The 16,107-nt window shown below is 45.2% G+C and carries 15 protein-coding genes; 14 read left to right on the top strand and 1 reads right to left on the bottom strand.

Annotation, left to right across the window (positions count from 1 at the left end):
• Positions 1-119 precede the first annotated feature (119 nt).
• A complete protein-coding gene (mnmG, locus tag ACOMA8_RS04225) occupies positions 120-2,021 on the top strand; it encodes a tRNA uridine-5-carboxymethylaminomethyl(34) synthesis enzyme MnmG (protein ID WP_421368791.1) in 1,902 nt (633 codons plus the stop codon).
• Between the two features lie 205 nt (positions 2,022-2,226).
• On the opposite strand, the gene ACOMA8_RS04220 is transcribed toward mnmG, so the two are convergent.
• Positions 2,227-3,384 (bottom strand): MFS transporter, encoded by a 1,158-nt coding sequence (locus tag ACOMA8_RS04220; RefSeq protein WP_421368789.1) that lies wholly within the window; start codon positions 3,382-3,384, stop codon positions 2,227-2,229.
• Positions 3,385-4,148: 764 nt separating this feature from the next.
• Between ACOMA8_RS04220 and ACOMA8_RS04215 the strand changes: the two genes are divergently transcribed.
• The 13 genes from ACOMA8_RS04215 to ACOMA8_RS04155 all read left to right on the top strand — a co-directional run bounded on the left by ACOMA8_RS04215 (position 4,149) and on the right by ACOMA8_RS04155 (position 16,074).
• On the top strand, positions 4,149-5,465 hold the full coding sequence (locus tag ACOMA8_RS04215; protein WP_421368787.1) for a CHAP domain-containing protein: 1,317 nt from the start codon (positions 4,149-4,151) through the stop codon (positions 5,463-5,465).
• Positions 5,466-5,907: 442 nt separating this feature from the next.
• Positions 5,908-6,198 carry a hypothetical protein gene (locus ACOMA8_RS04210; protein ID WP_161900400.1) on the top strand — a complete coding sequence of 97 codons (291 nt, stop codon included), beginning with the start codon at positions 5,908-5,910 and terminating at the stop codon, positions 6,196-6,198.
• Between the two features lie 268 nt (positions 6,199-6,466).
• Positions 6,467-6,874, top strand: a complete 408-nt coding sequence (locus ACOMA8_RS04205) for a helix-turn-helix transcriptional regulator (RefSeq protein ID WP_421368785.1) — start codon at positions 6,467-6,469, stop codon at positions 6,872-6,874.
• Positions 6,875-6,883: 9 nt separating this feature from the next.
• Positions 6,884-7,438: a helix-turn-helix transcriptional regulator gene (locus ACOMA8_RS04200; RefSeq protein ID WP_421368783.1), complete on the top strand. Its 555-nt coding sequence runs from the start codon at positions 6,884-6,886 to the stop codon at positions 7,436-7,438.
• On the top strand, positions 7,428-8,069 hold the full coding sequence (locus ACOMA8_RS04195; protein WP_421368781.1) for a GyrI-like domain-containing protein: 642 nt from the start codon (positions 7,428-7,430) through the stop codon (positions 8,067-8,069). The genes ACOMA8_RS04200 and ACOMA8_RS04195 overlap by 11 nt, the downstream gene beginning before the upstream one ends.
• A gap of 285 nt (positions 8,070-8,354) precedes the next feature.
• A complete protein-coding gene (rsmG, locus tag ACOMA8_RS04190; RefSeq protein ID WP_421368778.1) occupies positions 8,355-9,071 on the top strand; it encodes a 16S rRNA (guanine(527)-N(7))-methyltransferase RsmG in 717 nt (238 codons plus the stop codon).
• Positions 9,072-9,196: 125 nt separating this feature from the next.
• The gene (locus ACOMA8_RS04185) at positions 9,197-9,961 is read left to right on the top strand and encodes a ParA family protein (protein WP_161900404.1); all 765 of its coding nucleotides are present in this window, start codon (positions 9,197-9,199) and stop codon (positions 9,959-9,961) included.
• A complete protein-coding gene (locus ACOMA8_RS04180; RefSeq protein WP_421368776.1) occupies positions 9,951-10,838 on the top strand; it encodes a ParB/RepB/Spo0J family partition protein in 888 nt (295 codons plus the stop codon). Before ACOMA8_RS04185 ends, ACOMA8_RS04180 begins: the two co-directional genes overlap by 11 nt.
• Positions 10,839-10,939: 101 nt before the next feature.
• Entirely contained in the window at positions 10,940-11,134 is a 195-nt protein-coding gene (locus tag ACOMA8_RS04175) for a DUF951 domain-containing protein (protein WP_421368773.1), read from the top strand.
• 158 nt (positions 11,135-11,292) lie between these two features.
• Positions 11,293-12,393, top strand: coding sequence for a redox-regulated ATPase YchF (ychF, locus tag ACOMA8_RS04170; protein WP_421368771.1), 1,101 nt, complete (start codon positions 11,293-11,295; stop codon positions 12,391-12,393).
• A 124-nt stretch (positions 12,394-12,517) separates the two neighbouring features.
• The gene (locus tag ACOMA8_RS04165) at positions 12,518-13,219 is read left to right on the top strand and encodes a DUF1129 domain-containing protein (protein ID WP_161900408.1); all 702 of its coding nucleotides are present in this window, start codon (positions 12,518-12,520) and stop codon (positions 13,217-13,219) included.
• A gap of 300 nt (positions 13,220-13,519) precedes the next feature.
• Complete coding sequence (locus tag ACOMA8_RS04160) at positions 13,520-15,058, top strand: ABC transporter permease/substrate-binding protein (protein ID WP_421368768.1); 1,539 nt, start codon at positions 13,520-13,522, stop codon at positions 15,056-15,058.
• Positions 15,058-16,074: an ABC transporter ATP-binding protein gene (locus ACOMA8_RS04155; RefSeq protein WP_421368766.1), complete on the top strand. Its 1,017-nt coding sequence runs from the start codon at positions 15,058-15,060 to the stop codon at positions 16,072-16,074. The genes ACOMA8_RS04160 and ACOMA8_RS04155 overlap by 1 nt, the downstream gene beginning before the upstream one ends.
• The last annotated feature ends 33 nt before the right edge of the window (positions 16,075-16,107 follow it).

Genomic DNA, 16,107 nt, shown 5'->3' with positions numbered 1-16,107 from the left:
ACAAAAAAAGCCTGCCACCACAGCCGGCTCTCAAAAAAATCAGAGGCAGTGTGCAGATTACCTGCCTCAAAATCGCAATTTATCAAGTCAAGTATGGAAAACAAGGAGCGAAAAAATAAATGGAATTTCAAGCTGATTCTTATGATGTCGTCGTAGTCGGAGCCGGTCATGCCGGATCAGAAGCGGCATTAGCCAATGCACGAATGGGGAACAAGACACTGCTTTTAACTATCAACCTGGATATGGTGGCTTTCATGCCTTGCAATCCTTCAGTCGGTGGTCCCGCAAAAGGCGTTGTCGTTCGAGAAATTGATGCATTGGGGGGCGAGATGGCTAAGAATATCGATAAGACCTATATCCAAATGCGGATGCTAAATACCGGTAAAGGGCCGGCTGTCCGGGCGCTGCGGGCACAGGCGGATAAAAAAGCCTACGCCAAGGAAATGAAATATACGATTGAAAAAGAACCAAACCTGACCTTGCGTCAAGGACTGGTGGAAAAACTGATTGTAGAAGACGGTGTCTGTAAAGGGGTCATCACCAACACAGGGGCTCGTTACGCGGCAAAAGCGGTAATTATCACGGCAGGAACGGCTCTGCGAGGAGAAATTATCATCGGAGAACTGAAATATTCCTCTGGTCCTAACAACTCACAGCCGTCTGTCGGTTTGGCAGATAACTTGAAAGAACATGGATTGGAGATTGCTCGTTTCAAAACGGGCACACCGCCACGGGTGAAATCTTCTACTATTGATTATTCTGCGACTGAGATTCAGCCTGGAGATGTTGAACCCAATCATTTCAGCTGTGGGACACCTGACAGTGCCTACAAAACACAGCAGGAACCTTGCTGGTTGACCTATACAAATCTAAAGACACATCAAATCATCCAAAACAATCTGCATCGTGCACCGATGTTTACCGGAATCGTAGAAGGGGTGGGTGCTCGTTATTGCCCATCTATTGAAGACAAGATTGTACGTTTTTCAGATAAGGAACGTCACCAGCTGTTTTTGGAACCAGAAGGGCTGCATACGGAGGAAGTCTATGTGCAAGGCCTGTCAACGTCAATGCCAGAAGATGTTCAGGTGGATTTGCTGCGCTCCATTGCCGGCTTGGAAAATGTGGAAATGATGCGTACAGGCTATGCCATCGAGTATGATGTAGTCGTGCCTCATCAGCTGCGGCCCACTTTGGAAACCAAGTTGATCGAAAATCTTTACACTGCCGGTCAAACAAACGGCACCAGCGGCTATGAAGAAGCTGCCGGTCAAGGTTTGATTGCCGGAATTAATGCTGGTTTGAAAATCCAAGGCAAAGAGCCATTGATTTTGCAACGAAGCGACGGGTATATCGGTGTCATGATTGATGACCTGGTGACAAAAGGCACACAAGAACCTTATCGGCTACTGACCAGTCGTGCCGAATACCGCTTGATTTTGCGTCACGACAATGCGGATTTGCGGTTGACTGAAATGGGGCATCAAATTGGTCTTGTCAAAGAGCCTCAGTATGAAGCTTACCTTGCGAAAAAAGCGGCAGTCGAAGGTGAAATTGCTCGTTTGCACAAGCTGCGAATCAAACCAACGGCTGAAGTTCAAGCATTTCTTGCCGAAAAAGGCGCAGCTGCTTTGAAGGACAGCGTATTGGCAGTTGAATTTCTCCGTCGCCCAGAAATCAGCTACCAGGAATTGTTGCAATTTATTCCTGCTGACGAAGCGTTGACTGCTAAAGAGATCGAACAGGTAGAAATCCAGATTAAATATGAAGGCTACATCAAAAAAGCGATGGAAAAAGTTGAAAAGCTCAAACGCATGGAAGCAAAACGAATTCCAGAAAATATCGACTATGAAGCAATCAACGGTTTGGCTACGGAAGCTCGCCAAAAACTTATGAAGATTCAACCGGAAACTATCGCTCAAGCCAGTCGAATCAGTGGTGTCAACCCAGCAGATATCAGCATTTTGATGGTGTATATCGAACAAGGCAAGATCGCCAAAGTGTCCACTGACAAGGCTTAGTGTAGTGAAGCACCGCGGGGAAAAGCTGCCAATTCGAATGTTTCACATGAAACTTTTTATTTCTTTGTCAGTTGGTATCAGAAAATTTAACAATAAAAAAAGGCACTTCCACTGCATTTTGATGGAAGTGTCTTTTTTTGTAGCTCGCGTTTAGTAACTGAGGATTGGTACACTTCAGTTTCTTCTTAATAAAGAAGGTAAGCTCTTAAACATTCAACGTCCGGTTTAAGCGAGGATAAATCAATACCCCGCCTGCAGCCAGCGCCAGACTGACAAAGACAAAGGTGCTGCGATAACCAAAAATCTGAATCAACCACCCACATAAAGGAAAGAAAGGGATCATCATCATGGAATAACAAAGGCTGTCGATACTATTGATAGTGGCTCGTTGCTCCGATGGAATCAGCTGATTGATAAAGTTGGAGCGAATCGGGGTTACCAAAGCCGGCAGACAGTTTGCCAAAATGTAGCAGGGAATAACCCCCACAACCGGCAAAAATCCAGAAGCGGCAGTGGCAATAGTCAGCAGTAATAAAACAATAGCAAACAGACGTGGCAACGAAACCTGCTCTCCGACAACAGCAGCAAGACGCACAGCGGCCAATTGGAATAAGGTGCTGGCGAAGATTACCAGACTGATGCCAATCCCATTGATCCCCAGCTGTTCAAAGAAATTCTGAAAATAAAAATAATACGTGGCATTCAAGCTGTCAATAAAGGCGAAGGCCAGCATCACTAGGAACAGCCCGGGAATCTTCAACGTCATGGCAAAGGCGCTGGTGATCAGCTGAAAATAACGCTGTCGTTGCTGTCGAATACGAGGCGGTTCTTCAAAGCGCAGGGCAGTAAGAATCGCCAAACCATTCAACAAAATCTGCAGCCAGTAGACACCGTCGAAAAACCAGTGGCTGAACAGACCTGCCACGACGATCCCCAATGAATTGCTGATTTCAAGGATCATATTGATATTGGCAGTGACTTTCAGGTAGCGTTTTTCCTGCTTGACGGCTAACAAAGATTCAAAGACCAGGGCTTCATTGGTGCCGGAAGACAGGTTGTAGCTGAGGGCGCTAAAGACAAAGCCCACGGTCACAATCCAGAAATCACCACTTAGCACAGTCAGTAGGCAGCTGATTGTATTGATGATTCGACTGGCAATCAATGTATTTTTATAGCCGAAGCGATCGGCCAGGCTGCCAGAGGGTACTTCAAAGATAAAACTGGTGACATGAAAAACGGCTTCCATAATCCCGACTTCAAGCGGGGAAAAACCCTTTTGCGTCAGATAGAGCATCCAGAGGCCGGTGACTACGAACCACTGGAAAAAAGTATAGCGATAATTTCGTTTGATATTTTCTTGCATTTTTTCTACTCCTTACGTAAAGTCCACCGAAATGATTGCTCCTACAGCGCCTTACGTAAAAGAAAAAACGCAGTGGAAAAGAGACTCCACTGCGCCATATTTGTTATTTTACAAATTTGCTCAAAGAGGAGGATCGGTGTGACTGATGAAATTTTGGATAAAAATAGCGATTTTTGGGCAGACTTCCCCATTTTTATGGAAATCATGCGTCATTTGTCGACATTCATACAAAAATGCTAATTGAAATCTGTTATTGTTTGGGCATAGAGTTATCGCTGCCATCTAGTCATCACCACCTTTTTCAGCTGTTGTTTCAGATGCTTTCTTGCTGTTAGTATACCATGAAGGCCAAGTTAGCTGATAGAAATTGCTGAAAAATCCGTATAAAAAAGCGCTATAAATGAATAAAAAAAACAGGGTTATCCGCAGTCAAGTTCTCCAAAATTTTGAACTTGTAATGAAATAGCAACATTAAACCAGAAGATTCTCCAACAAAACAGATAACGCTTTCTTCATAGAAATGTTGATAAAAACCAATGGATTTTATCTTTTACTATCCTAAAAAGGAGTATTTATAGAAATTTCATAGTCTTTTTGAAGAAAAATATAACGTTGGAAATGAAATATATCTGTAACATTACTAATATCTGATTGATACATCTAAATGTTAGAATTTGGACTGTAGCAAGAATAGCTACCTAAAAATCGAATTTAATCACTTTAAGTATAAATTAGAAAAGAAACAGTCGGAGGAGAACAATCAATTGAAAAAGAGAGCACTCGCAGCATTATTGGTAAGTACATTGACCTTGGCTACTGCACCAGTCACTGTTTTCGCTGATACGTTCGACCAACAAATTCAAGAAAAAAATGACAAGATCGCTGACCTGCAAAACCAACAGGCTGGCGCACAGTCGCAAATCGAAACAGCTGAAGCAGAAGTTGCAGCAGTCAATGGTAAGATCCAAGATTTGGAAGCAAAACAAACCAAATTGACGGATGAAACACTGAAATTGCAAGACGAAATTGCACAGTTGAAGCTGCGTATCGCAAAACGCCAAGAAAAGATCAACAAACAGGCGCGGGATACACAAGTTAACGGCTCTGCTACGACCTACTTGGACGCTGTTTTGGGTTCTAGCTCAATTACAGACATGGTGAATCGGGTTCAAGCAATGTCTACTTTGGTGAATGCCAACCAAGATTTGTTGAAACAGCAGCAAGCAGACAAAGAAGCTGTAGAATCCAACGTGAAAGAAAATGAAGCAAAGATCAAAGAATTGAATGAAAGCCAAACTGAATTGGCTGAACAAAAGAAAGACATCGCCAACAAACAGGCTGAACTGGAAGTTTTGAAAGCAACTTTGGCAGCCGAAGAAGCTAAAACAGAACAAGATAAGAAGACGTTGCAAAAGAAAAAAGCTGAGGCTGAAGCAGAAGCAGCACGGATCAAAGCTGAGCAGGAAAAAGCTGAAAAAGCCCGTAAAGCAGAAGCAGCACGTCAACAAAAATTAGCCGCTCAAGCAGCAGCTGAAGCAAAAGAACAAGAAAAACAAGCACAAGAAAGCAAACCGGTTCAAGAAACACCGAAAGCACCGGAAGCTTCTACTGAACCAGAAGACAACAACAATACCGGCAGCTCTGAAACACCAGAACCGACGCCAACACCAGATCCAGAACCGACGCCAGATCCAGAACCGGAAGTACCGAAACCTGGTGATGGAAATGGGATTGACCACTCCGGATCAGGCAACATGTACCCTTGGGGCCAATGTACCTACTATGTAAAAATGGTAGCACCTTGGGTTGGCACTTATTGGGGCAATGGCGCTGACTGGGCCTATTCCGCAGCAGCTGATGGTTACCGTGTCGATGGCACACCAGAAGTTGGTTCAGTTGTCGTATTTGCAGCTGGCCAACATGGTTTCAGCGCACAATATGGTCACGTAGGTTATGTAGAATCCGTTAACGGTGACGGCACTTTCACCTTCTCACAAGGTGGGATGGGCTTTGCTAGTCCAACTGGTCCTAACTATCAAACATTGAGCGCATCAGGTTTGCGATTTATCCACCGTTACTAAGAAAATCAGCTAATTGATAGGCCTGTGACAATAGTTGAGTCACTGTCCTACGAACCGAACAATACCAAACGTAAGACGCAAGCAAAAGCCGACAATCTTCCATTAAAATCATTGGAAGATTGTCGGCTTTTCATTGCTAAAAATTTCAAACACAGACTTTCCTTGATTTCATCAAGCCAAGTCAGCCTAGTTCACTTTTTCTCCTGACACGTATGGGTATGTTCTCTCTTCGGACTAAGACATCAAGAGGGTCACAATTTTTCCTCATCCGTATACTTTTTACTAATTGTGGTTAAACAGCAGCTGTTTAGTACTTGGAATTCACTTAAGTCACCTTCCCTTTTTTTGTGAGGCGACTCCTTTTGTAAGGCGGTAGCGTTTACTGGCTTTTAAAGAATAGTCTTGGTACATTTAGGGTATCAAGACGAAATGAGGGATTTTTATGGAAATATTCGGTAATCAGGCAGCTTTTCTAGAAGATTACCGTCGGATCGTCAAAGGGGCTGCCCAACGATCAGATGAGGAAATTATTGCAGAGGCCAACAAGATTCTACCTACAGCCGCTAACTTTCAATTGATTGCTGAAGCGGACCAGACGACCTTTGGAGAAAGAATTTGTTTTCCGTTCAAACAGGAAATCTGTTCAACCGATACGGATGGGACTGTGACCAGCCGCTTTGTTTACATCGGCTCGCCATTTCAGTTGGATGCGAAATTTGATGAACAGCAATAAGCAACCGGCAAAAATCAGCTACTTGGCTGCTTAAGTGTGGTACCTGTGGCAAATCTCTTTAAGAAGAAACTTTCGGATGTCCCTATGTCCGAAAGTTTTTTGCGTTGAGGAAAATTGTTTCTCAGGCTGAGGCTATCAAAACAGAAAAAAGCTGCGCTGCCAGTTGGTCATTTTCTAGTTGCTTCTTGATAAAACCTGACTTTCCCTGTCAGGTTTTCCACGCTATACTAAAGAAAAGTGGACATTACGGGATAAAGGGAGTGGGGCAATGACAAACAGTCGATTGCTGCAGCTATTGTTGCAGTTGTTGAATCAAGGCAAGGCAACGGCGCCGGAGCTGGCGGAAAAATTCGAAGTGTCAGTCCGCACCATTTACCGAGATGTAGATGCTTTGAGTGCTGCGGGAGTTCCAATTTATACAACTCCGGGAAAAGGCGGCGGGATCTTCTTGCAAGAAGACTATGTATTGGATCGTACCCTGATGACGGCAAGTGAACAAAAACGAATCTTGATGGCTTTGCAAAGTTTGCAGGCGGTGGATGCTGGGGAAGGTTCAGCTGAGTTATTGAATAAATTAGGGGCATTGTTTCAAAAGGCCGGCGGGGGACGTCGCTGGATGCGGGTCGATTTTTCTGATTGGACTGGGCAACGTTCTGCTTTGTTTTCACAACTGTAAGAGGCGATTTTGACACAACGGAAAGTGACCTTCACTTATCTGAGCTATAAAGGGACCTTTGTTGATCGTGAAGCAGAGCCGTTGCAGCTAGTGTTCAAAAGTCGTGAGTGGTACTTGTGGGCTTTTTGCAGTTTGCGTCAGGACTTTCGTCTCTTCAAATTAACACGGATGCAGGCAGTCAACGTAACTCAAGAAACATTTGAACGCGTCTGGCAAGAAGTGGACTTTGAAGATAAAGGATTACAGCCAAAAGAACAGCACGCATTAGTCAAGCTGAAATTAGTGTTTGAAGCAAGGCTAGCATATCGGGTCTATGAAAGCTTTTCTGATGTACGCAAGCTGGCAGATGGCCGCTTTTTAGTAACCTGCTGGTTGCCGGATAATGTCACGACCTATGATTTTATTTTGTCTTTTGGCGATCAGGGGGAAGTGGTGGCACCAGCAAGTTTTCGTGAGGCAATGAGACAGCGAATAGCGAAGCTTAACCAAAAATATAGCCTGCCTGTTGATGAAGCAATCTGCAGGGAGAAAATCACAAAGGAGGAGCTCACGGATGAAACATGAGTGGAAAAAGACGGAAAAAAATTATTACCTGCCTGGCCGTAAACCGGCGCTGATTACCCTGCCTAAGCAGCAGTTTATCATGATCAGCGGTACCGGCGATCCCAACAAGGAAGATTTCAGCGAGCGGGTGGGCATCTTGTATTCATTGGCTTATCCGCTAAAAATGGGTTACAAGAAGCGCTGTCTGAATGATCCAGAGGCAGCTGGTACAGTTGGATATACGGACTTTACCGTCTATCCGCTGGAAGGTGTTTGGAGTACCTCTGATCCAGAAGATCCTTTGAATAAAGACAAGTTTGTCTACCAAATCATGATCCGCCAACCGGCAGTGATTACAGCCGAGGACTTTGCCGAAACACTGGCAATGGTTAAAGAAAAGAAACCTCAGCCACTGCTGGAAGAGGTAACCTTTGAAGAAGTAGAAGAAGGTCTTTGTGTTCAAATGCTGCATCAAGGAGCCTTTGACGAAGAGCCTGCCAGTTTTGAAAAAATGCAGGCTTTCGCAACCGCGGAACAAGTGACACGGGTAGGCTGGCAGCATCGGGAAATTTATCTTTCGGATCCTCGTAGAACAGCACCAAAAAACAGTCGCACAGTTCTGCGCTTTCAGGTGAAAAAAGCAGCGGTCTGATTTAAAAAGTGCATTAGACCAGAGCAATCAGTCAGCACTGGCAGCGGTTTGGTGATAAGCTGAAAGAATCTTGAAAATACTTTTAAAGAAGTCCGTTAATCCTTGGTGATTGGGGGGCTTTTTTTGGTGAAACCTCAAGGACATTTTTCTAATGATCCATTAAATCCCCCGGACAAACCATTGCACAAACCGCCGTTTTGCGTTAAAGTAGTGGTTGTGAAACATTTTTGTGAAACACTCTAAATGCGGCGGGTTATACCGCTTTTTGAATGAAAGGAATACACTATGCTGCCTGAAGAATTCCGATTGCGGCTGGAAGCTGACGGAATCCAACTGGATGACCGACAGATGGCCCAGTTTGCTGATTATTTCCGCTTGTTGGCGGAATGGAACGAGAAGATGAATTTGACTGCCATCACAGAAGAAAAAGAAGTGTATTTGAAGCACTTTTATGATTCCGTGATGCTGGCATTGGCAGTTCGGCTAGATCCGACTGCATCTATTTGTGATGTGGGAGCTGGCGCGGGCTTTCCCAGTATTCCCTTGAAGATCGTTTTCCCAGAGCTGCAGGTGACTATTGTAGATTCCCTGAACAAACGGATCACGTTCTTGACGCATTTGGCGGAGACCTTGGGACTGACAGGTGTCCGCTTGTATCATGATCGAGCAGAGACTTTTGGACAAAACAAAGCCTTTCGTGAGAGCTTTGACTATGTGACTGCGCGGGCCGTGGCTCGCTTGAATGTCCTGGCAGAGCTGTGCCTACCATTGGTAAAAAAAGACGGGTTCTTCTTTGCCTTGAAGGCTGCCAAAAGTGACGAGGAGCTGGCAGAAGCGAAGCCGGCAATCGCTGCAATGGGCGGAAAGTTCATGGAAGAGATCGCCATGTCCCTACCTGTGGGCGGTGACGAGCGGCATTTTCTGGTCATCCAAAAGAAAAAAGAAACACCGAAAAAATATCCCCGCAAACCGGGCTTGCCTAACAAACAGCCCATCAAGTAAGTTCAGCCGACAGCTTCCTAAGTAGCAGACTGTCGTCAATAAAAGCGTTGAGGCAGCTCAACTAGCGCCTTTGACTGTCGAGCTGTCCCAAGAAGAATCATAAACTAGAGGAGGATCCCTGCTTTATGGCACGAATCATATCTGTGGCAAACCAAAAAGGCGGCGTAGGAAAGACAACTACAACGGTTAATCTCGGCGCCTGCTTGGCATTTGAAGGAAAAAAAGTCCTACTGGTAGACATCGATGCTCAAGGCAATGCCACCAGTGGTGTAGGTGTCCGCAAGCCGGATGTCAAAAAGGATATTTACGATGTACTGGTCAATGAAGAACCGATTGCTGAGGCGATTTTGCCTAGCAGTCGTGAAGGACTGGATATCGTACCGGCGACGATTCAGTTGGCAGGTGCCGAAATCGAATTGACGTCTATGATGGCGCGGGAATCTCGTTTGAAGTCCGCATTGGAAGAAATTCGTGATCGCTATGACTATATTTTGATCGACTGTCCGCCTTCTTTGGGGCATTTGACCATCAATGCATTTACTGCCAGCGACTCGATTTTGATTCCAGTTCAATGCGAGTATTATGCATTGGAAGGCTTGAGTCAGTTGCTGAATACTGTGCGCTTGGTGCAAAAACATTTCAATCCAGAACTGAAGATCGAAGGCGTACTCTTGACCATGTACGATGCCCGTACAAATCTGGGGGCGGAAGTAGTGGAAGAAGTCCGTCGTTATTTCCAAGAAAAAGTCTATGATACCATCATTCCCCGCAATGTCCGGTTGTCAGAAGCGCCAAGCCACGGCTTGTCCATTATCGACTATGATCCGGAATCCAAAGGTGCGAAGATGTATTTGGCACTGGCAAAGGAAGTGTTAGTCCGTGAAAAATAAAGGAAAAGGATTAGGCCGAGGAATCGATGCACTTTTTCAAGATTTCAAAGATTTGGAAGAAGTCGACGTGAAGACGGAAACAGTGGTGGATATTCCCCTCAGCGAATTGCGACCAAATCCCTATCAACCCCGTAAGACTTTCGATGAAGCCTCACTGCAGGAGTTGGCGACATCGATTGCGCAATCCGGTGTTTTTCAGCCGATTATTGTCCGCAAGTCAGCGGTAAAAGGGTATGAAATCATTGCCGGCGAGCGGCGTTTCCGAGCGTCAAAACTTGCGGATAAGGAAACGATCCCCGCAATTATTCGCGAGTTTGATGAAGAGTCCATGATGCAGATCGCTGTTTTGGAAAATCTGCAGCGGGAAGATTTGTCCCCGTTGGAAGAAGCAGAAGCCTACGAAATGCTCATGAAGAACCTGGAATTGACCCAAGCACAAGTCGCCGAGCGCTTGGGTAAAAGCCGTCCTTACATCGCCAATTATCTGCGGTTATTGACACTGCCGAAGCTGGTAAAGGAAATGCTGCAAGATGAACGACTTTCTATGGGACAGGCCCGTACCTTGCTGGGTTTGAAGGACAAAAACCAGATCTTGAAACTGGCCAATCGCTGTGTGAAAGAAAACTTGACTGTGCGCCAACTCGAGCAGCTGGTGTCAGCGATGAACGACAAGAAAGAAGTTAAAAAGACTCCCCGCATTGTGAAGGAAAAACCCTATTACTTGCGAGAAGGGGAAGAACGTCTGATGGACAAATTCGGCACCAATGTCGAAATCTTGGAGAAAGACGGCAAAGGCAAGATTGAAATCGAGTATTTGTCTCAAGGGGATTTGACCCGTATTTTGGATATTTTGGATATTCAGTTTGACGAAGCTTAGAATATTGCAAAACTGGCGGCTCCCGGGGCAGTATTGCCGGAGGAAATCGCAAATCGTATTTTCAGTAGCGCCGGTCACCAGTACAATCGGAGGGATCTATCATGTATGATCTGGGAGATATCGTGGAAATGAAAAAGCCCCATGCCTGTAAAGCCAATCGTTGGCAGATCATCCGCATGGGCGCCGACATCAAAATCAAATGCACCAATTGCGGCCACATCGTGATGTTGACCCGCCGTGATTTTGAGAAGAAGTTAAAAAAAATTCTGGAAAAAGCCTCAACTGCTGCCGAATAAGCAGTGGTTGCCGTTTATTTGAATGGTAGCTGATTGCCGAGCTTTATTAGTATTAGTCTAAGTGTTGTTTTTTCAGCTAAAGCAAAGCGACAGCCTTTTGGACCTTTTTAAAGAGGCTGCCGTGTTTTATCAATCTAAAAAGAAAGAGTGAAGTTACTATGGCATTAACTGCCGGAATCGTCGGCTTACCAAACGTCGGTAAGTCTACCTTGTTTAACGCAATTACCAAAGCCGGAGCAGAAGCGGCCAATTATCCTTTTGCAACCATTGATCCAAACGTCGGAATGGTGGAAGTACCGGATTGGCGCCTGCAACGGTTGACAGAACTGGTTCAACCAAAGAAAACAGTACCAACGACTTTTGAATTCACCGATATTGCCGGTATTGTTAAAGGTGCCAGCAAAGGAGAAGGTTTAGGAAACCAGTTTCTGAGCCATATCCGCCAAGTGGATGCCATCTGTCATGTTGTCCGCTGTTTTGATGATGACAACATCACTCACGTAGAAGGCCGCGTTGATCCGTTGGAAGACATCGATACCATCAACTTGGAGCTGGTATTGGCAGATCTTGAGTCCATCAACAAACGATACAATCGGGTAGCTAAAGTGGCGAAGACCAAAGACAAAGAAGCAGTTGCCGAATTGGCAGTCTTGGATAAGGTTAAACCGGTCTTGGAAGAAGGCAAGTCAGCCCGCAGTATCGAGTTTTCTGATGAAGAACAAAAAATCGTCAAGAGCCTGTTCTTGTTGACGACTAAACCGGTTCTGTACGTTGCCAATGTGTCAGAAGATGAAGTTGCCGATGCTGACAACAACCACTATGTGCAAGAAGTTCGCAATTTTGCCGCTTCGGAAAATGCGGAAGTCATCGTTGTTTGCGCTCGTGCAGAAGAAGAAATCGCAGAATTGGACGACGCGGACAAAGCAGAATTCTTGGAGGCAATGGGGATTGAAGAGTCTGGCTTGGATCAATTGATTCGGGCGGCCTATGACCTGTTGGGACTGGCAACTTATTTCACTGCCGGCGTTCAAGAAGTGCGGGCGTGGACCTTCAAAAAAGGTATCAAAGCACCCCAAGCTGCCGGTATCATCCATTCTGATTTTGAACGGGGCTTTATTCGAGCGGAAACTGTCTCTTTTGAAGACTTAGACAAATACGGAAACATGCATGCCGCCAAAGAAGCCGGGCGCGTCCGCTTGGAAGGCAAGGACTATGTCGTTCAAGATGGCGATGTCATGTTGTTCCGATTCAACGTGTAAGCGGTCAAAAAAACTGTTTATCAGGTTGTGAATATGATAAAATGGTTTTTGGACGTAATTTTTAACTTTGTACGAAAACGGGTGTTGCACCTGTGATCGGCAATGCAATGAGGAGGAACTCTGCATGGAGCCAGAAGTTTTACGGCAATATGTTTCCGAAAATCGTGAGCTGGAACCGCAGCTGACTAAACGTAATCAACAATATATTTTTGATTTAAAGAAATCGCTGCAGGCGGCCAATCTTTCTGAAGAAGAAATGGTGATCGCAATGCATGACATTCTACCGACATTGGTAGAAGAACAAAAAAGCGGGAAAACGGCCCGTCAGTTGTTCGGAACCGTCGCTGAACGAACCGAATCAATTTTGAACAAGCCGCAACCAATGCCAGAAGCAAAACCGGTCTTGATGTGGGTGGACAACACCTTATTCATCCTGGGTGTCTTCGGTTTGATGGTAGGTGTGATGGGACTGTTTACCAATGGCAAAGCCCAAATGTATGGGGTCTTCAGCCTGTTGGTAGGGGCGGCGATTGGTGGTTTTGTCTTCTATCTGTTCTACAAATTCTTTTACCAATACGAGCAACCAGGCGCAGACAAGAGCAAGCGTCCGAAACTTTGGAAAGCGATGCTGTTGATGGTACCGATCTTCTTTTTGTGGATGCTTTTGTGGGGTGTCTCCAGTTTACCGATGTTCGACATCATCAATCCGACATTGCCGCCATTGGGGACTGTCGCAATCGGGGCAGCCGCATTGGGATTGCGTTGGTTCTTGAAGAAAAAATACAACATTCAAGGCAGCTTTGCCGTCCCACCACGGGAACAATAAAAACGGATTATCCTAAAAACGTCTCGATTTTTTGAGGCGTTTTTTTGTGCGCAATTTCCCAGCATAGAACACTCCCCTACGGAATTAGGGATGTTGTAGTGGTGTTTTTCGAAAACAAGAGCAAACCAGGAAAAAATTTCCAGTCTTATCTTTGGTGAAAAAAACGGCTACCCTCTATACTTAAAGAGAGCAATAAGAGAGCAATAAGAGAGCAATCACGAAAAACTCGTGGGAAAAGATGCCAGATCAATTGTTTTGCTGCAAGGGCACAATCCTTCAGGTTGGAGAAAGGATAATGGAATGGGACAACTATGGGCGACATTTTTATCACGAAAAGAGGAGCTGCTACAAGCAACTATCGAGCATTTAGGTATCTCGGTAGTCGCGTTGTTACTAGCGATGGCAATTGCTGTCCCCCTAGCCATTTGGCTGACAGCACATAAAAAAGCGGCAGAGGCTGTTTTGCAGCTCACCAGTGTTTTACAGACGATTCCTTCGCTGGCACTGCTGGGATTGTTGATTCCATTTGTAGGAATTGGCACGGCACCGGCTTTGATTGCATTGGTAATCTATGCGTTGCTGCCGATTTTTCAAAATACGTATATCGGACTGACTGAGATCGATCCTTCTATTGAAGAAGCAGCCGTAGCTTTTGGTATGAGCCGCTGGCGACGACTAACTAAAGTGGAGTTACCCATGGCGTTACCGGTAATCATTTCCGGAATTCGAACAGCCTTTGTGTTGATTATCGGGACGGCGACATTGGCGGCACTGATTGGGGCCGGTGGTCTGGGGACGTTTATTTTATTGGGAATTGATCGGAATTCTCCTGATTTGACACTGATTGGTGCGGTAAGTGCTGCAGTGTTGGCGATTTTCTTTGGCGCGTTGATCCGCTTCCTGCAACAAAAAAAGCCCCGCTACACATTGATTACTCTGGCAATTTTATTGTTAGGTTTAGGCGGATATGAAGTCTATGCCAATCGTCTGCAGCCGCAGACACCTATTGTAATTGCCGGAAAATTGGGGGCCGAACCAGATATTTTGATCAATATGTACCAACAGTTGATTGAAGCAGAAGACGCTGAGGCACAAGTAACATTGAAACCTAATTTTGGCAAAACCAGTTTTCTTTTCAGTGCGTTACAGCATGGACAGGTGGACATTTATCCAGAATTCAGTGGCACAGTCTTAGAAAGTCTGGTAAAGCTGCCGGAGAATCAGCAGAATAAAAAAAGGAACCAAGAAGAGACCTACCAAGATGCGGCAATGCTGTTGAAAGAGCAATTCGATATGGCCTTTTTGCCACCGATGGCTTATGAAAATACGTATGCATTAGCAATGAAAAAAACATTTGCCGAAGCCAACGGAATTACGAAAATTTCTGATTTGGCAAAGATCCAGTCAGAAATCAAAGCCGGGTTTACATTGGAATTTATCGACCGCTCCGATGGGTATCGGGGGATTAAGGAGAACTATGGATTGGATTTTCCTTCTGTCCAGAGTATGGAGCCAGCCTTACGGTATCAGGCTATCAATAATGGCGATGTCAATTTGATTGACGCATATTCCACTGACAGTGAAATCAAGCAATATGATCTGGTGACACTAGCAGACGATCGTGGTTTGTTTCCTGCTTATCAAGGGGCGCCTTTGATGACGGAAACCTTTAAAAGAAAGCATCCACAGGTGGTTGAAGCACTGTCAAAATTGGCAGGGAAGATAACTGAAGCTGAGATGGTAGCGCTGAATTACCAAGTCAATGTCGAGAAAAAAGAACCGGCAGACGTTGCACGGAATTTTCTGGTTCAAGCCGGTTTGTTGAAGGAGGGACGGTGATGAGCGCTCAAATCGTATTTGATCAGGTGACAAAAGCCTATGATGATAAAGAGATTATCCGAAATTTGAGCTTTAGCATTGAAAAAGGGGAAATCTTTGTTTTGGTAGGGCCATCCGGTAGTGGTAAAACCAGCACGTTAAAGATGATCAACGGACTATCGCAACCCACCAGTGGGACAATTTATTATAAAGACCAGCCGTTATCTGCGTATGATATTCGCAAAGTTCGCTGGCAGATTGGTTACGTTTTGCAGCAGATTGCACTGTTTCCAACAATGACCGTCGCTCAAAATATTATGGTAATTCCAGAGATGGTCGGCTGGACCAAAGAAAAGCAACAACAAGAGACTGATCGGTTATTGACCAGTGTCGGGCTGGATCCAGAGTTGTACCGCAGGCGGATGCCATCGGAACTATCCGGTGGTGAGCAGCAGCGAATCGGTATTCTACGAGCACTTGCTGCCAATCCGGAGGTCATTTTGATGGATGAGCCTTTTAGTGCACTAGACCCCATTTCCCGCAACGAACTTCAAGAGCTTGTCTTGGCTCTCCACGCTAAACTTGGGACTACTGTGGTCTTTGTGACGCACAATATGGAAGAAGCAATAAAATTAGGCGACCGTATCGCTGTGATGAAAGAAGGGGAGCTTTTACAAGTAGATACGCCGGAACAGTTGCTGACAGCCCCTTCCGAATCATTTATCAACGAGTTTTTTCAAGAGCAAAAAACAGGATCAGAAAGGGATCAGCCTGCTAGCCAAATGGGAATTTATCAGACGAAGATCAGCTGTTTAGCCGATCGTTTGCTGACGGATTCTTCGGCGCTTCAGACGCGGGAATTGCCTTATTGCCGACTGACGGATAATTTGGCACAAGTCTTCTTGTTATTGGCAGAATTTGATGGCGTAGCTGTCTTAGAAGATGACTCTGATGGAAGAAATCAGCAAGCAGATGGCAGTGTCAAAGGTATTTTAACTAGGCAAGCAGTCTTTGCGTATTTGGCAGAACAGGAATAAGCAGGTAACTGGTTTTTGTATGGTAGACAGGAG

It is taken from the genome of Enterococcus infantis (genome assembly GCF_049166715.1).
Taxonomy (GTDB): Bacteria; Bacillota; Bacilli; order Lactobacillales; family Enterococcaceae; genus Enterococcus_C; species Enterococcus_C leclercqii.
This window is presented reverse-complemented; position numbering and strand designations above follow the sequence as displayed.